The sequence below is a fragment of the Microbacterium sp. NPDC087591 genome, from assembly GCF_044743625.1.
In the GTDB taxonomy this organism is placed as follows: domain Bacteria; phylum Actinomycetota; class Actinomycetes; order Actinomycetales; family Microbacteriaceae; genus Microbacterium.
This window is the reverse complement of the sequence record NZ_JBIUWU010000001.1, coordinates 469,146-487,182: the sequence shown is the minus strand read 5'-3', so window position 1 is coordinate 487,182 and position 18,037 is coordinate 469,146. Positions and strand designations below refer to the sequence as shown.

Sequence of the window (18,037 nt, the reverse complement as noted above, 5' to 3'; positions counted from 1 at the left end):
ATTCCGCAGGTCACCCCCGCAGCAGTGCGCGCAGGGTCTGGATCGTGTCGGCCTCGGCGGCGGTCTTGTCGGTGCGGTAGCCCTTGACCCGGGCGAAGCGCAGCGCGATTCCGCCGGGATAGCGGGGCGAGCGCTGCACGCCGTCGATCGCGATCTCGACGACGATCTCCGGCCGGAGGAAGACGGTGCCGGCCGAGCGACGCGTCTCGAACTCGGGGAACGTCTGCGTCTGCCAGTTCAGCAGCTCATCGGTGAGGCCCTTGAAGGTCTTGCCGACCATGACGAAGGCACCGGGCTCCCCGAACTCCCCTTCCGGATCGAGCGCGCCCAGATGCAGGTTCGACAGCCAGCCCTGCCGGCGACCCGATCCCCACTCCGCCCCGAGCACCACGAGGTCGTAGGTCAGCACGGGTTTGACCTTGATCCAGGAGGTGCCGCGCCTTCCCGCGGTGTACGTCGAGTCGATCGCCTTGATGACGACGCCCTCGTGTCCGGCGGCGAGTGCTGTGCGAGAGAGCTCTTCGGCCGCGGCGGCATCGGCTGTCACGACGCCGGGGATCCGCCAGTCCGCCGCGATGCGCTCGAGTTCGGCGAGGCGGGTGGAGAGCGGCTCGTCGATCAAGTCGCGCCCGTCGACGTGCAGCAGGTCGAAGAACCAGGGGCGCAGCAGGAGTTCGCGGGAGACATCGGCGCCGAAGCGCGACATCGTCTCCTGGAACGGCCGCGGACCGCCGTCCTCATCGAGTGAGAGCGTCTCGCCGTCGAGGATCAGATCGCGGGCGGGAAGCGCCCGCACGATCTCGACCAGCTCCGGCACCCGATGGGTGATGTCGGCCAGGCTGCGCGTGTACACGCCGACCTCCTCGCCGTGTCGATGCACCTGGATGCGCGCACCGTCGAGCTTGAACTCGACCGACGCCTCGCCCGTGACCTCGAGCGCCGCGGTCGGGGTGGCGGCGGTGCCGGCGAGCATCGGCAGCACCGGGCGGCCGACCTGCAGGCCGACGGCCTCGAGTTCGGCGGCGGTGCCGGTGAGGGCCAGGTGCGCGGTGGTGCCGAGATCACCGGAGAGCATGGCGGCGCGGCGGACGACGGCCGGCGTGCGACCGGATGCACGAGCGATCGCGTCGAGCAGCACGCCGCCGAGCGCTCCCGTGCGCAGTTCGCCGAGGATCGCCCTGGTCAGGAAGTCCCATTCGCTCGCCGTGGTGCGGGCGGCGAGGTCTCCGAGGATGACGCTGCGCGCCGTGTTCGACCCGGCGCCGGATGCCGCGGCCAGAGCATCGAGAGCCTGATCGACGTCGGCGACGCGCAGTGTCGATGCATCCGCATGATGCACATCGAGGGCCGCGATCCCTCGCCACCCCACTCCGAGGCGCCCCTGCCGCGGTGCCGCCAGCAGCAGACCGACGAGCGGCGCGATCTCTGCGGGTTCTGCGCGCGCGAGCAACCGGGCCAGGGCGTCGATCTTCGCGAGGCGCGATGAGGTCGCGGCGACCTCTTCTGTCGTGGTGACGAGCTCTGAGAGCATCATCCCCGCATTCTGCCACCGGGGTCGGACACCGGCGCCCGAGTGCGCGTGACTGTCGCCCGTGCACGACTTCGGAGATCGTCCGTGACACGCCGCCGGCGGCGTTCGTCGCGCGGCGTGTCACGCGTCTGCTCCGAAGCTGTGTACGCGGCCGAGCTCGACTGTCGCGATCCTGCGCACCTGTCATCGTGCGGGGCGCATGGCACCCGGGGATGTCACACCCCGCGGAACACCGGCTTCCGCTTCTCCTGGAACGCCGCGAAGCCCTCGCGGTAGTCGTCCGTGTCGCACAGCGCGGCCTGGGCGGCGTTCTCGATCCCGACGGCATCCCACAGGGCGAGGCGTTCGTCGCGGATGCGGGCGATGAGCTGCTTGCTCGCGAGGAAGGCGGTGGTGGCACCCCGGGCGGCGGCGGTCGCGGCATCCGTCGTCGTCTCGACGACCCGGTCGTCGGGGAACACGCGCGAGAAGAGTCCGGAGGCGACCGCCTCCGCGCCGGTCATCAGCCGTCCGGTGTAGATCAGGTCGAGCGTCTTGTGCGCGCCGAGCCGGTCGAGGAACAGCGCGTGTCCGCCCGAGTCGAGCGTCGCCCCCAGTGCGGCGAACGGCGAGCCGATCTTCGCGGACTCCGCGACATACACGACGTCGGTCGCGATCAGCAGGCCGAGCCCGACTCCCAGGCAGGCGCCGTGCGCCGCAGCGAAGGTGGGCGCCGGGAACCGCGACATCCGCTGCAGTAGCGGCGTCACCAGACCGCCGAGGTAGCCGATCACGTCGTCGTCGCGCGGGTCGACGCCCGAGATGTCGCGACCGGCGCAGAACGCGCGCCCTTCGCCGCGGAGCACCAGGGCGCGGACGCCGGCCTGCTGCGCCTCGTCGTAGGCAGCGCTGAGATCGCGCAGCGCCTGCTCGTCGAGGGCGTTCAGCTTCGCCGGCGCGTTCAGCGTGATGTGCGCGACGTCGTCGGCGATGGTCAGGTCGATCATGCGTGCTGTCCTTCCGCGGGGCCCTTCGCCGGGCTCAGGGATCCAGGCATTTCAGACGTCGTAGTCCACGACCACGCGGTCGCTGGTGGGGTGGGACTGGCAGGTGAGCACGAAGCCGCGCTCGAGCTCGTCGGGTTCCAGGGCGTAGTTCTCGGTCATGGTCACGCTGCCCTCCACGACGCGCGCCCGGCAGGTGCCGCACACCCCGCCCGCGCAGGCGAACGGGGCATCGGGGCGCACGCGCAGCGCGGCGTTCAGCACCGACTCGTGCGCGTCGACCGGGCTCTCCACCGTCGACGAGACGCCGTCGAGCGTGACCTCGATGCGCACGGTCTTCTGTCCGGCGCGCACCTCCACGGGTCGGGCGGCGCGCGCCGGCTCGTCTCCGGTCGTGAACAGCTCGAAGCGGATGTGCGAGCGATCGACGCCGACATCGGCGAGCACCTCGCGGCACAGGTCCACCAGGGCGAGGGGTCCGCACAGGAACCACTCGTCGACGGTCGACGGCAGGATCAGCGTGCCCAGGATCGTCCGCAGCTTCTCCTCGTCGATCCGCCCCGAGAGCACGGGGGCCGTGCGCTGCTCGCGCGAGAGCACGTGGTGCAGCACCAGACGGGTGGGGTAGCGGTCCTTGAGGTCGGCAAGGTCTTCCAGGAACATGACGTCGAGGGTGGCCCTGTTCGTGTAGAGCAGGGTGAACCGCGAGGTCTCTGACCGCGTCAGCACGGTGTGCGCCAGCGCCATGAGCGGTGTGATGCCGGAGCCGGCCGCGATGCCGACGATGTGCCGGTGGTCGAGGTCGTCGAGTGTCGAGGTGAACGTGCCCTGCGGGCTCATCACGTCGATCTCGAATCCGGCGTGCAGTCCCGTCTGCGCCCAGGTGGAGAACAGCCCTCCCTCGTCGCGTTTCACGGCTACGCTCAGCCGGGTGTCGCCGCCGTCGTCGCGGTGCTCGGGTGCGCGGCAGAGGGAGTAGGAGCGCCGCACCTCGACGCCGTCGAGCGTGGTGCGCAGAGCGACGTACTGACCGGGCAGGTGGTCGTACTCGTCCGCGAGCGCGGCGGGCACCGTGAATGTGACCTCGACCGCGTCGTCGGTCAGAGGGCGCACATCCTCGACCGTGAGGGTGTGGAAGCGGGCGCGCTTGCGCGGTGCCACGTCGGTGCGGGGCGTCGCGGGCGAGACGCCGGCCGGAGACGAGGTGAAGAGCGACATGTCAGTGCACCTTGAAGTGGTCGAAGGGCTCGAGGCACGCGCGGCACTCGAACAGGGCCTTGCAGGAGGTCGAGCCGAACCGCGAGACCTCGCGCGTGTCGAGGGAGCCGCAGCGCGGGCAGCGCACGCTCAGCGCCAGGCGGATGGGCCCCGTCGACACGGCAGCACGACCCGAGGGCGGTGCGATGCCGTACTCGGCGAGCTTGGTCTTGCCGGCATCCGTCATCCAGTCCGTCGTCCAGGCGGGGGAGAGCACGAGGCGCACCTCGACCTCCGGGTACCCCGCCGCGGTGAGCGCGAGGATGACGTCGTCGCGGATCGTGTCCATCGCCGGGCAGCCGCTGTAGGTCGGGGTGATGTCGACCCGCACGCGCTCCTCATCGACCTCGACCGCGCGCAGCACGCCGAGATCCTCGATCGTGAGCACGGGCACCTCGGGGTCGGCGACGGCCGCGGCGATGCGCCAGGCCTCCTGCGTCGGAGTCACCATGTCACCCCCGGATGCCGTCGCGCGAGCACCTGCATCTCGGCGAGGATGTGGCCGAGCGGGGTGGCGTGTGCGCCGTGACGGCCACCGGCGGACGAAGCGGCGACCGCGGGCACCGACAGCTCCGCCTCGGTGAAGACCGTGTCGACCACGGCGTCGAAGCCGGCGCGCAGGTCCGACGGCCGCGCCACGGCGTCGCCGAGGCGCTCGATCAGCTCATCGTCGCGGAACAGCTCGTCGACGTAGGGCCAGACGTCGGCGTTCGCGCGGATGATCCGCGCACGCGACTCCTCGGTGCCGCCGGCCAGGCGCAGCATCCACTGCACCGCGTGGTCACGGTGGTAGTCGACCTCTTTGAGGGACTTCTCGGCGATCGCCGCGAAGGTCGCGTCGCTGCTCGCCCGCAGCGTGGAGTACAGCTCGAACATGTACGTCGCGACCACGAACTGCCGCGCGATGGTCTGGGCGAAATCGCCGTTCGGCTGCTGCACGATCCACGCGCAGCGGAACTCCGGCTCATCGCGGAAGAACGCCAGGTCGTCTTCGCTGCGGCCGTCGAACGAACCGGCGTAGTGCAGGAACGACCGGGCATGACCGAGGAGGTCGAGGGCGATGTTCCCGAGGGCGACATCCTCCTCCAGCTCAGGTGCGCGGGAGATCCACTCACCCAGCTGCTGCGCGAGGATCAGCGCATCGTCGCCGAGACGCAGGGCGTATTCGGCGATGTCGGCGGACGCGGCCACGGCTCCGACGCCGGAGAGCTCCTGTGAGAGCTGGAGCTCATCGACCGAGACGTCGCCGTGCACGTCGGCATCCGGGATGGGTCCCTGTGCTTCGACAGGCTCAGCAACCGCTTCTCCAGTCACAGGTGCGGCACCCCCTCGGAGGCCGTGTAGTACACGGCGTGACGGTAGTTCTTGCCGGCGGGGCTCTCGAAGTACGCGCCCTTGGCATCGGGATCGCTCGTGGTGATGGCATCGGCGGGGGCGACCCAGATCGAGACGCCCTCACCGCGGCGGGTGTAGAGGTCGCGCGCGTTGCGGATCGCCATCTCGGCGTCCGGCGCGTGCAGCGATCCGACGTGCACGTGGCTCAGACCGCGGTTCGCGCGCACGAACACCTCCCACAGCGGCCAGGGTTCGCGCTCGTCTGCTCCGGGCGTCGCCATCACGCCACCGCCGTCGAGGTCAGGGCCTGCTTGCGGGCGTACTCGGCCGCAGCCTCGCGCACCCACGCGCCCTCTTCATGCGCCGTGCGGCGGCGCTCCAGGCGCTCGGCGTTGCAGGGGCCGTTGCCGCGCAGCACCTCGAAGAACTCGTCCCAGTCGATCTCACCGATCACGTACTGACCGGTCTCGTCATCGAACCGCAGATCGGGATCGGGGAGCGTGACCCCGAGGATCTCGGCCTGCGGCACCAGCATCCCGACGAAGCGCTGGCGCAGGTCGTCGTTCGAGAACCGCTTGATCTTCCACTTCATCGACTGCGCGGAGTTCGGCGACTGCTCATCCGGCGGTCCGAACATCGCCAGGCTCGGCCAGTACCAGCGGTTCACGGCATCCTGCGCCATCCGGCGCTGCTCCTCGGAGCCCTGCATGAGGCTGAGCAGGATCTCGAACCCCTGGCGCTGGTGGAACGACTCCTCCTTGCACACCCGCACCATCGCGCGGCCGTACGGACCGTACGACGCCCGGCACAGCGGCACCTGGTTGACGATCGCGGCGCCGTCGACGAGCCAGCCGATCGCCCCCATGTCGGCCCAGGTCGGGGTGGGGTAATTGAAGATCGAGGAGTACTTGGCCTTGCCGCTGATGAGCTGTTCCATCATCTCGTCCCGAGTGATGCCGAGGGTCTGCGCGGCGGAGTAGAGGTAGAGCCCGTGGCCGGCCTCGTCCTGCACCTTCGCCATCAGGATCGCCTTGCGCTTGAGGCTCGGCGCGCGCGTGATCCAGTTGCCCTCTGGCTGCATCCCGATGATCTCGGAGTGTGCGTGCTGCGAGATCTGACGGATCAGCGTCTTGCGGTACGCGTCGGGCATCCAGTCGCGGGGTTCGATGCGCTGCTCGTTCGCGATGAGCTCGTCGAACACGCGCTCCTCGTCGGAGATCTCGCCCGATACGAGGCTGAGGTCTGCGGGGCTGGTCATCATCGACTCCTCGTCCTCCGATCTTTACTGACCGGTCGTTGAGTAATTCTGACATGACGATGCGCGACACGCAAGACGCGACGCTCAGCGGGAGCGGGAGACCAGCTCGAGAAGAGCCCTGCCGTAGGCCTCGGCGGGATCCGGATGCTCGAACCGGAGCGTCTCGCCGGCGAGCTCGATCTCCACCAGGAACGTGTCGCTCAACCGGGACAGGCGTCGGAAGGTCCCGCGCAGGAGATCGCGAAGCTGATCCTCCCTGGGCAGCCAGACGGCATCGGCGAGCGTGACCGCGTCGAGCGCCCACTCGGTGGTGCCGTTGAACGCCAGGTCGGTGCCGCTCGGTGTCTGACGCGCCTCGATGGTCATGGCGCTGACCGTGAAGACGTCGGCCTCGGCTTCGAGCTCGATCTCGTCCGGCAGGTCGAGCTGGAACCGGTCGCCATCGGCCGGATGCCACACCAGACCCGCCTCACGCAGGGCGACGGCGAGTTCTCGGGTGATCACAGCTCCACGCTAGACGACCGCGTGCGCGTGAGGGCCGCGTGGGGCATGTCGGTGGAGTGGGGCAGAGTGGGGACATGGCCTCCCCCGCTCCGTCCGACACCCGTGACGCCGCGCTCGCCGCGCTGCGTGAACTCGTCGGTCGCCCCGACGCCGATTTCCACGACGGGCAGTACGAGGCGATCGAGGCGCTGGTCGCCGGGCGGCGCCGGGCGCTCGTGGTGCAGCGCACCGGATGGGGCAAGTCGGCGGTGTACTTCGTCGCCACCCTGCTGCTGCGGCGCCAGGGGGCTGGGCCCACCGTGCTGGTCTCGCCGCTGCTGGCGCTCATGCGCGACCAGATCTCCGCGGCCGAACGCGCCGGCGTGCGCGCGGTCGCGATCAACTCCACCAACGCCCACGAGTGGAGCGATGTGCTGACGCGCCTTGATCGCGACGAGGTCGACGTGCTGCTGGTCTCGCCTGAGCGCTTGAACAACCCGTCCTTCCGTGAGGAGCAGCTGCCGGCGCTCGTCCGCCGCATCGGCATGCTGGTCGTCGACGAGGCGCACTGCATCAGCGACTGGGGACACGACTTCCGTCCCGACTATCGGCGACTGCGCGACCTGATCGCGCAGATGCCCGCCGATGTGCCGGTGCTCGCGACCACGGCGACCGCGAACAGTCGCGTCGTGGCCGATGTCGCGGAGCAGCTGGACAGTCTGCACGACGGTGGCGGCGAGACCGGAGTGGCCGAGGTGCTAACGATCCGCGGCCCGCTTGCCCGTACCTCGCTGCGTCTGGGTGTGCTGCGGCTGCGCGACTCCGCGAGCCGACTCGCCTGGCTGCTCAGCCACCTCGACGACCTTCCGGGCTCCGGCATCATCTACACGCTGACCGTCGCTGCCGCGGTCGACACCGCCCGGCTGCTGCGCGAGCACGGCCATGACGTGCGCGCCTACACCGGCCAGACCGACACCGACGAGCGCGCCGAGTCCGAGGGGATGCTGAAGCGCAACGAGGTCAAGGCGCTCGTCGCGACCAGCGCCCTCGGCATGGGGTTCGACAAGCCCGATCTCGGGTTCGTGCTGCACCTGGGCGCGCCGTCGTCGCCTGTCGCCTACTACCAGCAGGTCGGTCGCGCCGGTCGTGCCAGCGAGAGCGCCGATGTGCTGCTGCTGCCTGGCGTGGAGGACCGAGACATCTGGCACTACTTCGCGACCGCGTCGATGCCCGACCGGGAGCGCGCGGAGCGAGTGATCACGGCGCTCGGCGACACCCCGATCTCGACGCCGGCGCTCGAAGCCATGGTCGACATCCGCCGCACACCGCTCGAGCTCCTGCTGAAGGTGCTCGATGTCGACGGCGCCGTGCGACGCGTGCAGGGCGGATGGGTCGCCACGGGCGAGCCCTGGGTCTACGACGCCGAGCGGTACGAGCGCATCGCGGCCGAACGCGTCGCCGAGCAGCAGCACATGCTCGACTACGAGCAGACCGAAGGCTGCCGGATGGAGTTCCTGCAGCGCTCGCTCGACGACGAGACAGCGGCGCCGTGCGGTCGCTGCGACAACTGCGCCGGCGGATGGTTCCCCCGCGAGATCGGTGCCGTGGCGACCACCCAGGCGTCGGAGTCGCTCGACCGGGTCGGTGTGCCGATCGAGCCGCGTCGCGCCTGGCCGACCGGTGCCGATCGTCTGGATGTGCCGGTGCGGGGTCGTATCGCGCCGGACGAGCAGGCGGGGGAGGGGAGGGCCCTCGCCCGCCTCACGGACCTCGGGTGGGGAGGCGCATTGCGCGAGCTCTTCGCGGCGGGCGCGTCGGACGCCCCGGTGTCGCCGCAACTGCTCGCCGCCTGCGTCCGGGTGCTCGCCGGGTGGACGTGGGAGCAGCGCCCGGTGGCGGTGGTCGCGATGCCGTCGCGGTCGCATCCGCAGCTCGTCGACTCCCTCGCCCGCGGTCTTGCCGAGGTGGGGCGCCTGCCCTATCTCGGTGCGCTCGCACCCGTCGGCGGCGGCCCGAGCGGGCAGCCCGGCGGCAACAGCGTGTTCCGGCTCGCCGGCCTCTGGGATCGATTGAGCGCCGAGCATCTCGAGGTTCCGGCAGGGCCCGTGCTGCTCGTCGACGACCTGGTCGACAGCCGGTGGACCGTGACGGTCGCGGCGCGCACGCTCCGTCGGGCGGGCGCGACCGCGGTGCTGCCCTTCACTCTCGCGCTGCGCGGGTGAAGGGCAGTGCCGCCGCAGGTCAGAGCAGACCGCGCAGCTGCGCAGCCTCCTTCATATTGCTACGGAACGAGCCGAGCGTCGCCAAGGTATACATGCCATCGATCTCGTCGGCGGCCCAGAGATCGTGGATGCGACGAAGGTCGGCGATTCGTGACTTCCATCCGATTCCATCGATCACGGCCATGACAAATTGGTTCGGCTTTCGGATCGCGGCCATCTCCTGAATCTCGCGCACTGCGTCGGTCAACTTCGAGCCGGTCGAGTCGAAGCCTTTTGCTGCCACAACAATCTTGGCGTCAGTTGTGTCCGGGACGACGAGATCGCACGGCGCGGTCGAGCCGTTTCGACCCGTGAACCGGGTTCGCGTTTGGTACGGCAACCCTAGACTCTCGGCGATCGCCTCAATCTCGTCTTCAACCTTCCGCCCGGACACGCCCGCCCGGGTAGCAGTCGCGCGTGTACCCGCGCGAGCGATAAGGATGTCCCCGAAGTCGTATGTCTTCAACCGCTGATTCTCTAGGGCCGCAATCAGGTCGAACTCCGTGTCGAACCAGTCGACGAGCTCAGGCCCACGGGTGCGTGCGAGAGTCGTCCAACCGCTGGAGTCGAAGCGGTTGCGTAGAACATTCTTCAGTCGCTCCCTGCTGAGCCCTACCGTCAGGCCAAGAACGGGCACCCACGTCGGGTGCGCCTCAATCCATGCGGTGATTGCTTCGGCACTCAGCTCATCGGCTGGAATCTCGCTCAAGGAGCGTGAAGCAAGCTTTATGGCCGCAGACTCGGCGGTTACCGCCGTTGGATCTACGTGCGGCGTCAACTGGCCGAGAGATAGCACGTACTCCTCGAACGACGGGACGGGGGCCGGCATCAGTCACGTCCGACGAAGATGTACTCGGACGCTGACCGCCTGGTAGCAGCAGCGTGCGTGCCGAAGGAATACTTGTGATCGATTGCTTGCACCTCGACATGCGGCTTGACCTCGCGCAGGAGTTCGGTGATGCGCTCAGGTCCGGGCAGCGCGTTGGAACCGTAGCTCATGACTATTGCGCCCGCGTCGGCGAATTTCTCGAAGGTGCGCATGAGCGCATCCTCGACGGTTCTCTTGTAGGCGAATGGGGTAAACCTTTTTGCGATCTTCTGCGTCTTGGTGTGGGCCATGATCTCCACTCCACGCCAATAGACGCTGAGTCCTTCGAGGAAGTGGTATCGCTTCATGTAGTCCGTGTCGTCACGCGGCGGGGCGTATGGCGGATCGAGGTACGCGATGTCCGGAGTTTGGACATCGAGCTCGAATACGTCTCCGGTCACTGCGCGGTTCGAGGTGCCTATGTCGAAGACCGTGGCGTTGTACTCGGCGACTCGTTCGCGAAAGTGCTCGGCCATTGAGAGCTGAAGATCGCGCCGTCCATCCACGTAGCGAGTGCCGACGTATGAGAAAACCCCTCTGGGCTGCTTGCGCGCCGCGGAGAGAATCAGCGCGGAGATCGCGATATCCCTTTCGTACCCATCGAGCAGATCGATGTGTGACCAGGCCGAGTCGAGGAAAGTCAGGTCCTCGCGATTGAAGAAGATGCCCGAAAAGGTTCGCTGAATGAAGTCTCGATCATCCGCTGCGGGGCCACAGATCTTGTCGACGAGGTCGAGGCCGAGTCGCTGCTGTGAGTTCTCCGTCGTCGCACGCGCCACCGTCGAAGAAAACTCCATGAAGTCGTTGGAAGTAGTGCTGAAGCCCTGTGCCTTAAGGAGATAGCTCACAACACCGGACCCGGAGAAAGCATCGACCGCGGTTGCGCCACCCACTGCGGCAAACGTTCGCTCGAGATGGGGCAGCAGAGCCCACTTCGATCCCATGTATCGCATGCGTGGGTACTGCTGGGCGCGAGCAAGAACGTCTGCCGTGGTCGCGTTTCGCTTGGTCGGCCGCCGGCCTGAGTCCGTCAGAGCAAAGGCGGTGGAGACTGTACGGGTCGGCATGGGTACAGTTTGCCAGCCCCCTCGGACACTCGAGTGGCGGCGCGCTCGTCATCGAACCACATCGGCGTTCCGGTGTCGCACGGATCCCTCACCGCCTGCGTCCGCACTTTCGCGCTGCGCGGGTGACGTCGACCGGCGCGGGACCTCAGCGCAGGTCGTGGACGCGCTTGTACTTGCCCTCGCTGCGCGGCAGGGTTCCCGGTTCCTCCAGGTGCACGTCGACGGTCGTGCCGATGTGCACCTTGATGCGCTGCTGCAGCACGACGGCCGCCGCCTCGCACACGGAGCGATCGAGCTGCGGATGCCGTTCGATGCGCACGGTCATCGAGTCCATCCGGCTCTCGCGGCGCAACTCCAACACGAAATGCGGGGTCAGGGTCTCGATGCCCATCACGAGCTCCTCGATCTGCGTCGGGAAGAGGTTCACGCCGCGGAGGATGATCATGTCGTCGTTGCGCCCCGTGATCTTCTCGATCCGCCGCGCGGCCGGGAACGTCGTACCGGGGAGCAGGCGGGTGAGGTCGCGCGTGCGGTAGCGGATCACGGGGAACGCCTCCTTCGTGAGCGAGGTGAAGACGAGCTCCCCGAGTTCGCCGTCGGCCACCGGCTCGCCTGACTCCGCGTCGATCGTCTCCGGGAGGAAGTGGTCTTCCCAGACGTGCGGGCCGTCCTTGGTGAGCACGCTCTCGCTCGCGACACCCGGCCCCATCACCTCGCTGAGCCCGTAGATGTCGACCGCATCGAGGTCCATCCGTCGCTCGATCTCGCGGCGCATCTCGTTGGTCCAGGGCTCCGCGCCGAGCACGGCGATGCGCAGTGAGGTGGAGCGCGGATCGACGCCCGCCTCCTCCAGTGCATCGGCGATCGTCAGCAGATAGCTGGGTGTGCACAGGATCGCGTCCGGCTCGAAGTCGCGGATCATCTGCACCTGGCGGGCGGTCTGACCGCCCGACATCGGGATCACGGTCGCTCCGAGCCGTTCGATCCCCGCGTGTGCGCCGAGTCCGCCCGTGAACAGGCCGTAGCCGTAGGCGTTGTGCACGCGCATGCCGGGTCGGACGCCGGCGGCGTGGAGCGAGCGGGCGATGAGGTCGGCCCAGCGGTCCAGGTCGCCCTGGGTGTAGGCCACGACGGTCGGTCGTCCGGTGGTGCCCGACGAGGCATGCACCCGCCGCACGTCCGCCATCGGCACCGCGACCATGCCGAAGGGATAGGTCTCGCGCAGATCGGCCTTGGTGGTGAAGGGCAGGCGGCGGATGTCGGCGAGCGTGCGGATGTCGTCGGGCGTGACGCCGTGCTCCGTGAAGCGACGGTGGTAGTGCGGCACGTTCTCGTACGCGTGACGCACGGTCCACTGCAGGCGGCGCAGCTGGAGCTGCGCGAGCTCCGGACGCGAGTGCAGCACGGACTCGCCGGCCCCGGTCAGCAGTTCGATCGTCGTCATCGTGACTCCTTCATCACTTTCCCCGGCCCGCGGCGGTGCAGGCACAGGACGGTTCATCGTCATCTCATCAATCCCTCACGGCTCCGGTTCGCGGCGTGCGTACGTGCCTGTGCCCCACGCGCACGATGCCCGCGTTTCGGCGCCGGCGGGGGTCATTCCGCGGGGCGACGGTCGGTCGTCAGCGAGCGGCCTCGCACCTCGGCGACCACGTCGCCCGTGTCATCCGTGACCGTGATGTCGTAGACCCCGGTGCGGCCGACGACGGTGCGGCGGCGGGCGTGCGCGGTCAGGCGCTGGCCCGCGGTCGTCGACTTCACGAACACGATGTCGGCGCCGGCAGCGACCGTGACCCGTTCGTCCTCATTGCACGCGATCGCGAAGGCGGTGTCGGCGAGCGTGAACACGAAGCCGCCGTGGGTGATGGCGTGGCCGTTGAGCATGTCGTCGCGCACCCGCATCGAGACGACGGCCTCGCCCGGCTCATCCTTCTCGACGGTCATGCCCAGCAGCGCAGAGGCGCGGTCCCGCTGCATCATCGGGCGCAGGGTCACGCTGCTGCTCCGGTCGACGGCTCGGCATCAGCCGGGGCGAGCTCCTTGGCGACCAGCGTGAGCACGTCGTACTCGGCCACCACCTCATCGCGTTCGTTGCGGATCACGGCGTCCCAGCGCACCTCGCCGTATTCGTCGGTCTCGCGCGGCGTGATCTGCTTCGCGGTCAGCGTCACCCGGATGCGGTCGCCCGGAGACACCGGAGTGATGAAGCGCAGATTCTCGAGGCCGGAGTTGGCGAGCACGGGGCCGGGAGCCGGATCGACGAAGAGCCCTGCCGCCCACGAGACCAGCAGGTAGCCGTGTGCCACCCGTCCGGGGAAGAACGGGTTGGCGGCCGCCGCAGCCTCGTCCATGTGGGCGTAGAACGTGTCGCCGGTGAAGTGCGCGAAGGTCTCGATGTCGGCGAGGGTGACCTCGCGCTCGGCGGAGTCGACGCGGTCGCCGATCCGCAGCTCGGCGAGCGACTTGCGGAAAGGATGCGTGCCGGTCGCGTCAGCATCGGCGCCGGCGTGCCACACCCCGGTGATCGCGGTCAGCATACGCGGGGAGCCCTGCACGGCGGTGCGCTGCATGTAGTGCAGCACGGCCCTGATGCCGCCCAGCTCCTCGCCACCGCCTGCCCGGCCGGGGCCGCCGTGCACCAGATGCGGCACCGGGGCGCCGTGGCCGGTCGAGCTGCGGGCGTCGTCGCGGTCGAGGAACAGCACCCGGCCGTTGAACGCGCCGATGCGCGCGATCAGCTCGGCGGCGGTCTGCGGATCGTGTGTCGCGACACTGGTCACGAGCGACCCTCCGCCGCGTCCGACCAGCTCAGCCGCTTCGGCGAGCGAGGAGTAGGTGAGCACGCTCGTGACGGGACCGAAGGCCTCCACCTCGTGGGCGGCATCCGGGGCGACGCCGTCGAAGCCGATCACGAGGGGGGAGAGGAAGGCGCCGTCGTCTGCGGTGCCCACCGTGCCGTCGGCCCGCGTGACCTCGGGGCGATCGGTCGACCCGATCAGCAGGGTGCCGCCGGCATCCTGCAGCACGCCGACCTGGTGCAGCACCTCGTCGCGCTGTGCGACCGAGACCAGCGGGCCGAGCGTGACGCCCTCGGCGCGGGGGTCGCCGATCACGACGCGCGAGGCGATGCTCGCCTGCAGGGCCGCGACCAGGTCGTCGCGGGATCCCACCGGGACGATGGCGCGGCGGATCGCCGTGCACTTCTGGCCGGCCTTGGTCGTGAGCTCGACCATCAGCTGACGCACGTAGGCGTCGAACTCGGGGGTGTCGGCTGTGGCATCCGGCGCGAGCACCGAGGCGTTGATCGAGTCCGTCTCGCTCGTGAAGCGCACCGCCGGGTCGACCTGGCCGCGCAGGCGCGCGGCCGTGGTCGCGCTGCCGGTGAAGCCGACTGTGTCGCCGAGCGCGAGCCGGCCGAGCAGATCGTGCACGCCACCACTGATCAGCTGCAACGAGCCGGCGGGCAGTAGTCCGGAGTCGACCAGGATGCGCACCCAGGCCTCGGCCACGTACGCGGTGGGCGTCGCGGGCTTCACGATCGACGGCACTCCGGCGAGGAAGGCCGGGGCGAACTTCTCCAGCGCCCCCCACATCGGGAAGTTGAACGCGTTGATCTGCAGCGCGGCGCCGGGCAGGCGCGTGTAGATGTGGCGTCCGAGGAACGATCCGTCCTTCGACAGCGGTTCGATCGCGCCCTCGAGGTACACCTGGGAGTTCGGCATCTCCCGGCGCCCCTTGGAGGAATACGTGAACAGCACGCCGATGCCGCCGTCGATGTCGTTGAGCGAATCGCGCCTGGTCGATCCGGAGCGCGTCGACAGCTCGTACAACTCCTCCTTGTGCGCCGTCAGCTCGATCGCGAACTGCTTGAGCAGCACGGCGCGCTGGTGGAAGGTCAGGGTGCCGAGGCTCTGCTGTCCGACCGTGCGGGCGTGCCGCAGCACGGACTCGACGTCGAGACCGCGGGTGCTGACGGCGGCCACGGCCGCGCCGGTCGACGCATCGCGCACGACGGCGGCGTCGGGGTCGGTCTCTGGCGCCCACCAGGCGTCGCCGACATAGCTGGGCAGGATCGCAGCGGTCATCTCTCGTCACTCCAGTCGTAGAATCCTCGGCCGCTCTTGCGGCCCAGCTGTCCGTCGTCCACCATCCGGCGCAGCAGCGCGGGCGGAGCGAAGCGCTCGCCGAATGCCCGCTCCAGCTCCTCCGCGATGCCGAGCCGCACGTCGAGCCCGACGATGTCGGTGGTGCGCAGCGGTCCGGTCGGATGCCGGTACCCGAGCTCCATGGCCGCGTCGATGTCGGCGGCCGAGGCGACGCCTTCCTCGAGCATCCGGATCGCCTCCAGCGCGAGCATCACGCCGAGGCGGCTGGAGGCGAAGCCGGGGGAGTCGCGCACGACCACCGCGGTCTTGCCGAGCTCTGAGACCCAGCCGCGGAGCGTGTCGACCAGGGAGGACAGCGTCTGGGCGCCGATCACGACCTCGATCAGCGTGGAGGAGGGCACCGGGTTGAAGAAGTGCATGCCGAGGAAGCGCTCGGGGGAGGAGAGGCCGCCGGCGAGATCGGTGATCGAGATCGACGACGTGTTGGTGGCGAGCACCGCGTCGCCCGCGACGACCGCCTCGATGCGTGATAGCGCGTCCGCCTTCAACGCGCGATCCTCGGGAACCGCCTCGATGACCAGACCCGCCTGGGCGAAATCGTTCACCGAGGTCCCGACCGTGAGCGCGGAGGTGAGGTCGTCGAGCGGAAGAGAGTCGCCGCCGCGCGCGACCGACCGCTCCAGGCTCGCGTGCACCCGCGCACGTGCGGCATCCGCCGAATCCTCATCGCGTTCGACGATGTGCACCCCGACGCCGGCCAGGAGGAAGGCGTGCGCGATCCCCGCGCCCATCCGACCTCCGCCGAGCACTCCGACGCGCTGTGGAAGGGTCATCGATTCTTCTTCCTCTCCAGGAACGCGGTCATCCGCTCGTGCTTCTCCGCGCTGTCGAACAGCTCCGCCTGCACGTCGCCCACGATCCCGAGATGTTCGTCCGGCGGCGTGAGCAGCAGGTGCTTGGTGAGCGCCGTGGCGCGGGCGCCGTTCGCCGCGATGCGGTCGGCCAGGGCCTGCGCGGCGTCGAGCAGGTCGCCGGGGGCGTGCACGGAGGACAGCAGTCCCCAGTCCCGAGCCTCCGCGGCGTCGATCACCCGACCGGTCAGCAACAGCTCGCTCGCGCGGGCGTGCCCGACGATCTCGGGCAGGCGCCAGGTCGCCCCCGCCGCGGCGACGATGCCCAACCCGGTCTCGGGGTTGCCGAAGCGCACGCGGTCGGTGCCGATGCGGATGTCGGCCGCGTAGGCCAGCTCCGCTCCGCCGCCCAGGGCGTAGCCGTCGACCGCGGCGATCACCGGCATCGGCAGGCGGCGGATGCGGGCGAACACCGTCGCGTTGATGCTCCTGCGTGCATCGGCCGATGTGCGATCGCGCAACTGCGCGATGTCGGCGCCCGACGCGAAGACGCCCCCGGCGCCGGTGAGGATCAGGATACGCGGGGACCGTTCGAGCGTCTCGCACAGCGCATGCAGTTCGTCGACCATCGCTTGGTCGATCGCGTTGCGGACCTCGGGGCGGTCGAGCGTCGCGACGACGCGATCATTCCGCTCCTCGATGCGCACGGCCCGGTCTGCGGTCCCGGAGGTGTCAGGCATCGAGGCGCTCCACGATCATGGCCGAACCCTGTCCCACCCCGACGCACATGGTCGCGAGACCGTAGCGGGCGTTCTCGCGGGCCAGGCGTCCGAGCAGCGTCACGATCAGGCGTGATCCGCTCGATCCCAGCGGGTGCCCGAGTGCGATCGCCCCGCCGTCGGCGTTCACGATGGCAGGATCGAGCCCCAGACGGCGGATGCTGGCGAGCGACTGCGACGCGAAGGCCTCGTTCAGCTCGACCGCGCCGATGTCGTCGATCGTGAGCCCGCTCTTGGCGAGGGCCTTCTCGGACGCGGGCACCGGGCCGAGTCCCATGATCTCCGGGGCGAGCGCGGCCGTCGCGGCCGACACGACCCGGGCCAGGGGCCGCAGTCCGTGGCGCTCGACGGCCTCGGCGCTGGCGACGACCACCGCCGAGGCGCCGTCGTTGAGGGAGCTGGAATTGCCGGCGGTCACCACCTGGCCGCCGGCGACCACGGGGCGCAGGGCTGCGAGCGCGTCGAGCGAGGTCTCGCGCCGGGGTCCCTCGTCGGTGTCGACCCGGCCGCGCGGGGTGTCCACCGCCACGATCTCGTCGTGGAAGCGCCCCGCATCGATCGCCGCGAGTGCCCGATGGTGACTGCGCAGGGCGAAGGCATCGGCATCGTCGCGGGTGATCCCGTCGAGGCGGGCGACCTCCTCCGCGGTCTCCGGCATCGAGAACGTGGCCTTGTCGCGGGCGGCCAGTCGCGGGTTAACGAAGCGCCAGCCGATCGAGGTGTCGAACGCCGCGCCGGGTCTGGCCCATGCCCGCTCCGGCTTCGCCTGCACCCAGGGCGCTCTGGTCATCGACTCGACTCCGCCGGCGACGAGGAGGTCGGCGTCGCCGGCGCGCACCGCCGTGGCGGCGAGAGCGATGGCCGACATCCCGGAGGCGCAGAGGCGGTTGACCGTGAGGCCGGGCACCGTGTCGGGGAGGCCGGCGAGCAGCACGGCCATGCGGGCGACGTTGCGGTTGTCCTCGCCGGCCTGGTTGGCGGCGCCGAGGATCACCTCGTCCACGGCGTCGCCGGGGATGCCCGCTCTGGCGACGGCGTCGGCCACCACGAGCGCGGCGAGATCATCGGGCCGGACTCCGGCCAGAGCACCGCCGTAGCGCCCCACCGGGGTGCGCGTGCCGGCGACGAGGTAAGCCTCGGACATCGTCATCCTCTCGTCCGCCCACATCGGCGGGTCTTTGCAGACCGATCGTTCAGGAATGATCGCAGATCGCGCCGCGCTTGGCAACCCGGCCAGGTGTGCGTGGCCGATGCCAGA

17 protein-coding genes are annotated in these 18,037 nt (G+C 69.6%); 1 reads left to right on the top strand and 16 read right to left on the bottom strand.

Features of this window, described 5'->3' with window-relative positions:
- Nucleotides 1-10 precede the first annotated feature (10 nt).
- The 8 genes from ACIOVG_RS02290 to ACIOVG_RS02255 all read right to left on the bottom strand — a co-directional run bounded on the left by ACIOVG_RS02290 (nt 11) and on the right by ACIOVG_RS02255 (nt 6,868).
- Entirely contained in the window at nt 11-1,534 is a 1,524-nt protein-coding gene (locus ACIOVG_RS02290) for an ATP-dependent DNA ligase (RefSeq protein WP_400868637.1), read from the bottom strand.
- A gap of 212 nt (nt 1,535-1,746) precedes the next feature.
- Nucleotides 1,747-2,517 (bottom strand): enoyl-CoA hydratase/isomerase family protein, encoded by a 771-nt coding sequence (locus ACIOVG_RS02285; protein WP_400868635.1) that lies wholly within the window; start codon nt 2,515-2,517, stop codon nt 1,747-1,749.
- Nucleotides 2,518-2,568: 51 nt separating this feature from the next.
- Complete coding sequence (gene paaE / locus ACIOVG_RS02280) at nt 2,569-3,732, bottom strand: 1,2-phenylacetyl-CoA epoxidase subunit PaaE (RefSeq protein WP_400868633.1); 1,164 nt, start codon at nt 3,730-3,732, stop codon at nt 2,569-2,571.
- Nucleotide 3,733: 1 nt separating this feature from the next.
- Nucleotides 3,734-4,222 carry a 1,2-phenylacetyl-CoA epoxidase subunit PaaD gene (gene paaD / locus ACIOVG_RS02275; protein ID WP_400868631.1) on the bottom strand — a complete coding sequence of 163 codons (489 nt, stop codon included), beginning with the start codon at nt 4,220-4,222 and terminating at the stop codon, nt 3,734-3,736.
- On the bottom strand, nt 4,216-5,085 hold the full coding sequence (gene paaC / locus ACIOVG_RS02270; protein ID WP_400868630.1) for a 1,2-phenylacetyl-CoA epoxidase subunit PaaC: 870 nt from the start codon (nt 5,083-5,085) through the stop codon (nt 4,216-4,218). The genes paaD and paaC overlap by 7 nt, the downstream gene beginning before the upstream one ends.
- Nucleotides 5,082-5,387 (bottom strand): 1,2-phenylacetyl-CoA epoxidase subunit PaaB, encoded by a 306-nt coding sequence (gene paaB, locus ACIOVG_RS02265; RefSeq protein ID WP_017828375.1) that lies wholly within the window; start codon nt 5,385-5,387, stop codon nt 5,082-5,084. Before paaB ends, paaC begins: the two co-directional genes overlap by 4 nt.
- Nucleotides 5,387-6,364 (bottom strand): 1,2-phenylacetyl-CoA epoxidase subunit PaaA, encoded by a 978-nt coding sequence (paaA, locus tag ACIOVG_RS02260; protein ID WP_400868628.1) that lies wholly within the window; start codon nt 6,362-6,364, stop codon nt 5,387-5,389. The genes paaB and paaA overlap by 1 nt, the downstream gene beginning before the upstream one ends.
- An 84-nt stretch (nt 6,365-6,448) precedes the next feature.
- On the bottom strand, nt 6,449-6,868 hold the full coding sequence (locus ACIOVG_RS02255) for a pilus assembly protein CpaE (RefSeq protein ID WP_400868626.1): 420 nt from the start codon (nt 6,866-6,868) through the stop codon (nt 6,449-6,451).
- A 74-nt stretch (nt 6,869-6,942) separates the two neighbouring features.
- On the opposite strand from ACIOVG_RS02255, the gene ACIOVG_RS02250 reads away from it, so the two are divergent.
- A complete protein-coding gene (locus tag ACIOVG_RS02250; RefSeq protein WP_400868624.1) occupies nt 6,943-9,069 on the top strand; it encodes a DEAD/DEAH box helicase in 2,127 nt (708 codons plus the stop codon).
- Between the two features lie 19 nt (nt 9,070-9,088).
- Here ACIOVG_RS02250 and ACIOVG_RS02245 read toward each other — a convergent pair whose 3' ends face one another.
- The 8 genes from ACIOVG_RS02245 to ACIOVG_RS02210 all read right to left on the bottom strand — a co-directional run bounded on the left by ACIOVG_RS02245 (nt 9,089) and on the right by ACIOVG_RS02210 (nt 17,923).
- The gene (locus ACIOVG_RS02245) at nt 9,089-9,937 is read right to left on the bottom strand and encodes a hypothetical protein (protein WP_400868622.1); all 849 of its coding nucleotides are present in this window, start codon (nt 9,935-9,937) and stop codon (nt 9,089-9,091) included.
- Entirely contained in the window at nt 9,937-11,043 is a 1,107-nt protein-coding gene (locus tag ACIOVG_RS02240) for a DNA adenine methylase (protein WP_400868620.1), read from the bottom strand. Before ACIOVG_RS02240 ends, ACIOVG_RS02245 begins: the two co-directional genes overlap by 1 nt.
- Before the next feature lie 145 nt (nt 11,044-11,188).
- Nucleotides 11,189-12,487, bottom strand: coding sequence for a phenylacetate--CoA ligase PaaK (paaK, locus tag ACIOVG_RS02235; RefSeq protein WP_400868618.1), 1,299 nt, complete (start codon nt 12,485-12,487; stop codon nt 11,189-11,191).
- A gap of 152 nt (nt 12,488-12,639) precedes the next feature.
- Entirely contained in the window at nt 12,640-13,023 is a 384-nt protein-coding gene (paaI, locus tag ACIOVG_RS02230; protein WP_400868616.1) for a hydroxyphenylacetyl-CoA thioesterase PaaI, read from the bottom strand.
- An 11-nt stretch (nt 13,024-13,034) separates the two neighbouring features.
- Nucleotides 13,035-15,128, bottom strand: a complete 2,094-nt coding sequence (gene paaZ, locus ACIOVG_RS02225; RefSeq protein WP_400868614.1) for a phenylacetic acid degradation bifunctional protein PaaZ — start codon at nt 15,126-15,128, stop codon at nt 13,035-13,037.
- A complete protein-coding gene (locus ACIOVG_RS02220) occupies nt 15,125-15,982 on the bottom strand; it encodes a 3-hydroxyacyl-CoA dehydrogenase family protein (RefSeq protein ID WP_400868612.1) in 858 nt (285 codons plus the stop codon). Before ACIOVG_RS02220 ends, paaZ begins: the two co-directional genes overlap by 4 nt.
- A complete protein-coding gene (locus ACIOVG_RS02215; protein ID WP_400868610.1) occupies nt 15,979-16,740 on the bottom strand; it encodes an enoyl-CoA hydratase/isomerase family protein in 762 nt (253 codons plus the stop codon). The genes ACIOVG_RS02220 and ACIOVG_RS02215 overlap by 4 nt, the downstream gene beginning before the upstream one ends.
- The gene (locus tag ACIOVG_RS02210) at nt 16,733-17,923 is read right to left on the bottom strand and encodes a thiolase family protein (protein ID WP_400868608.1); all 1,191 of its coding nucleotides are present in this window, start codon (nt 17,921-17,923) and stop codon (nt 16,733-16,735) included. The genes ACIOVG_RS02215 and ACIOVG_RS02210 overlap by 8 nt, the downstream gene beginning before the upstream one ends.
- Nucleotides 17,924-18,037 lie beyond the last annotated feature (114 nt).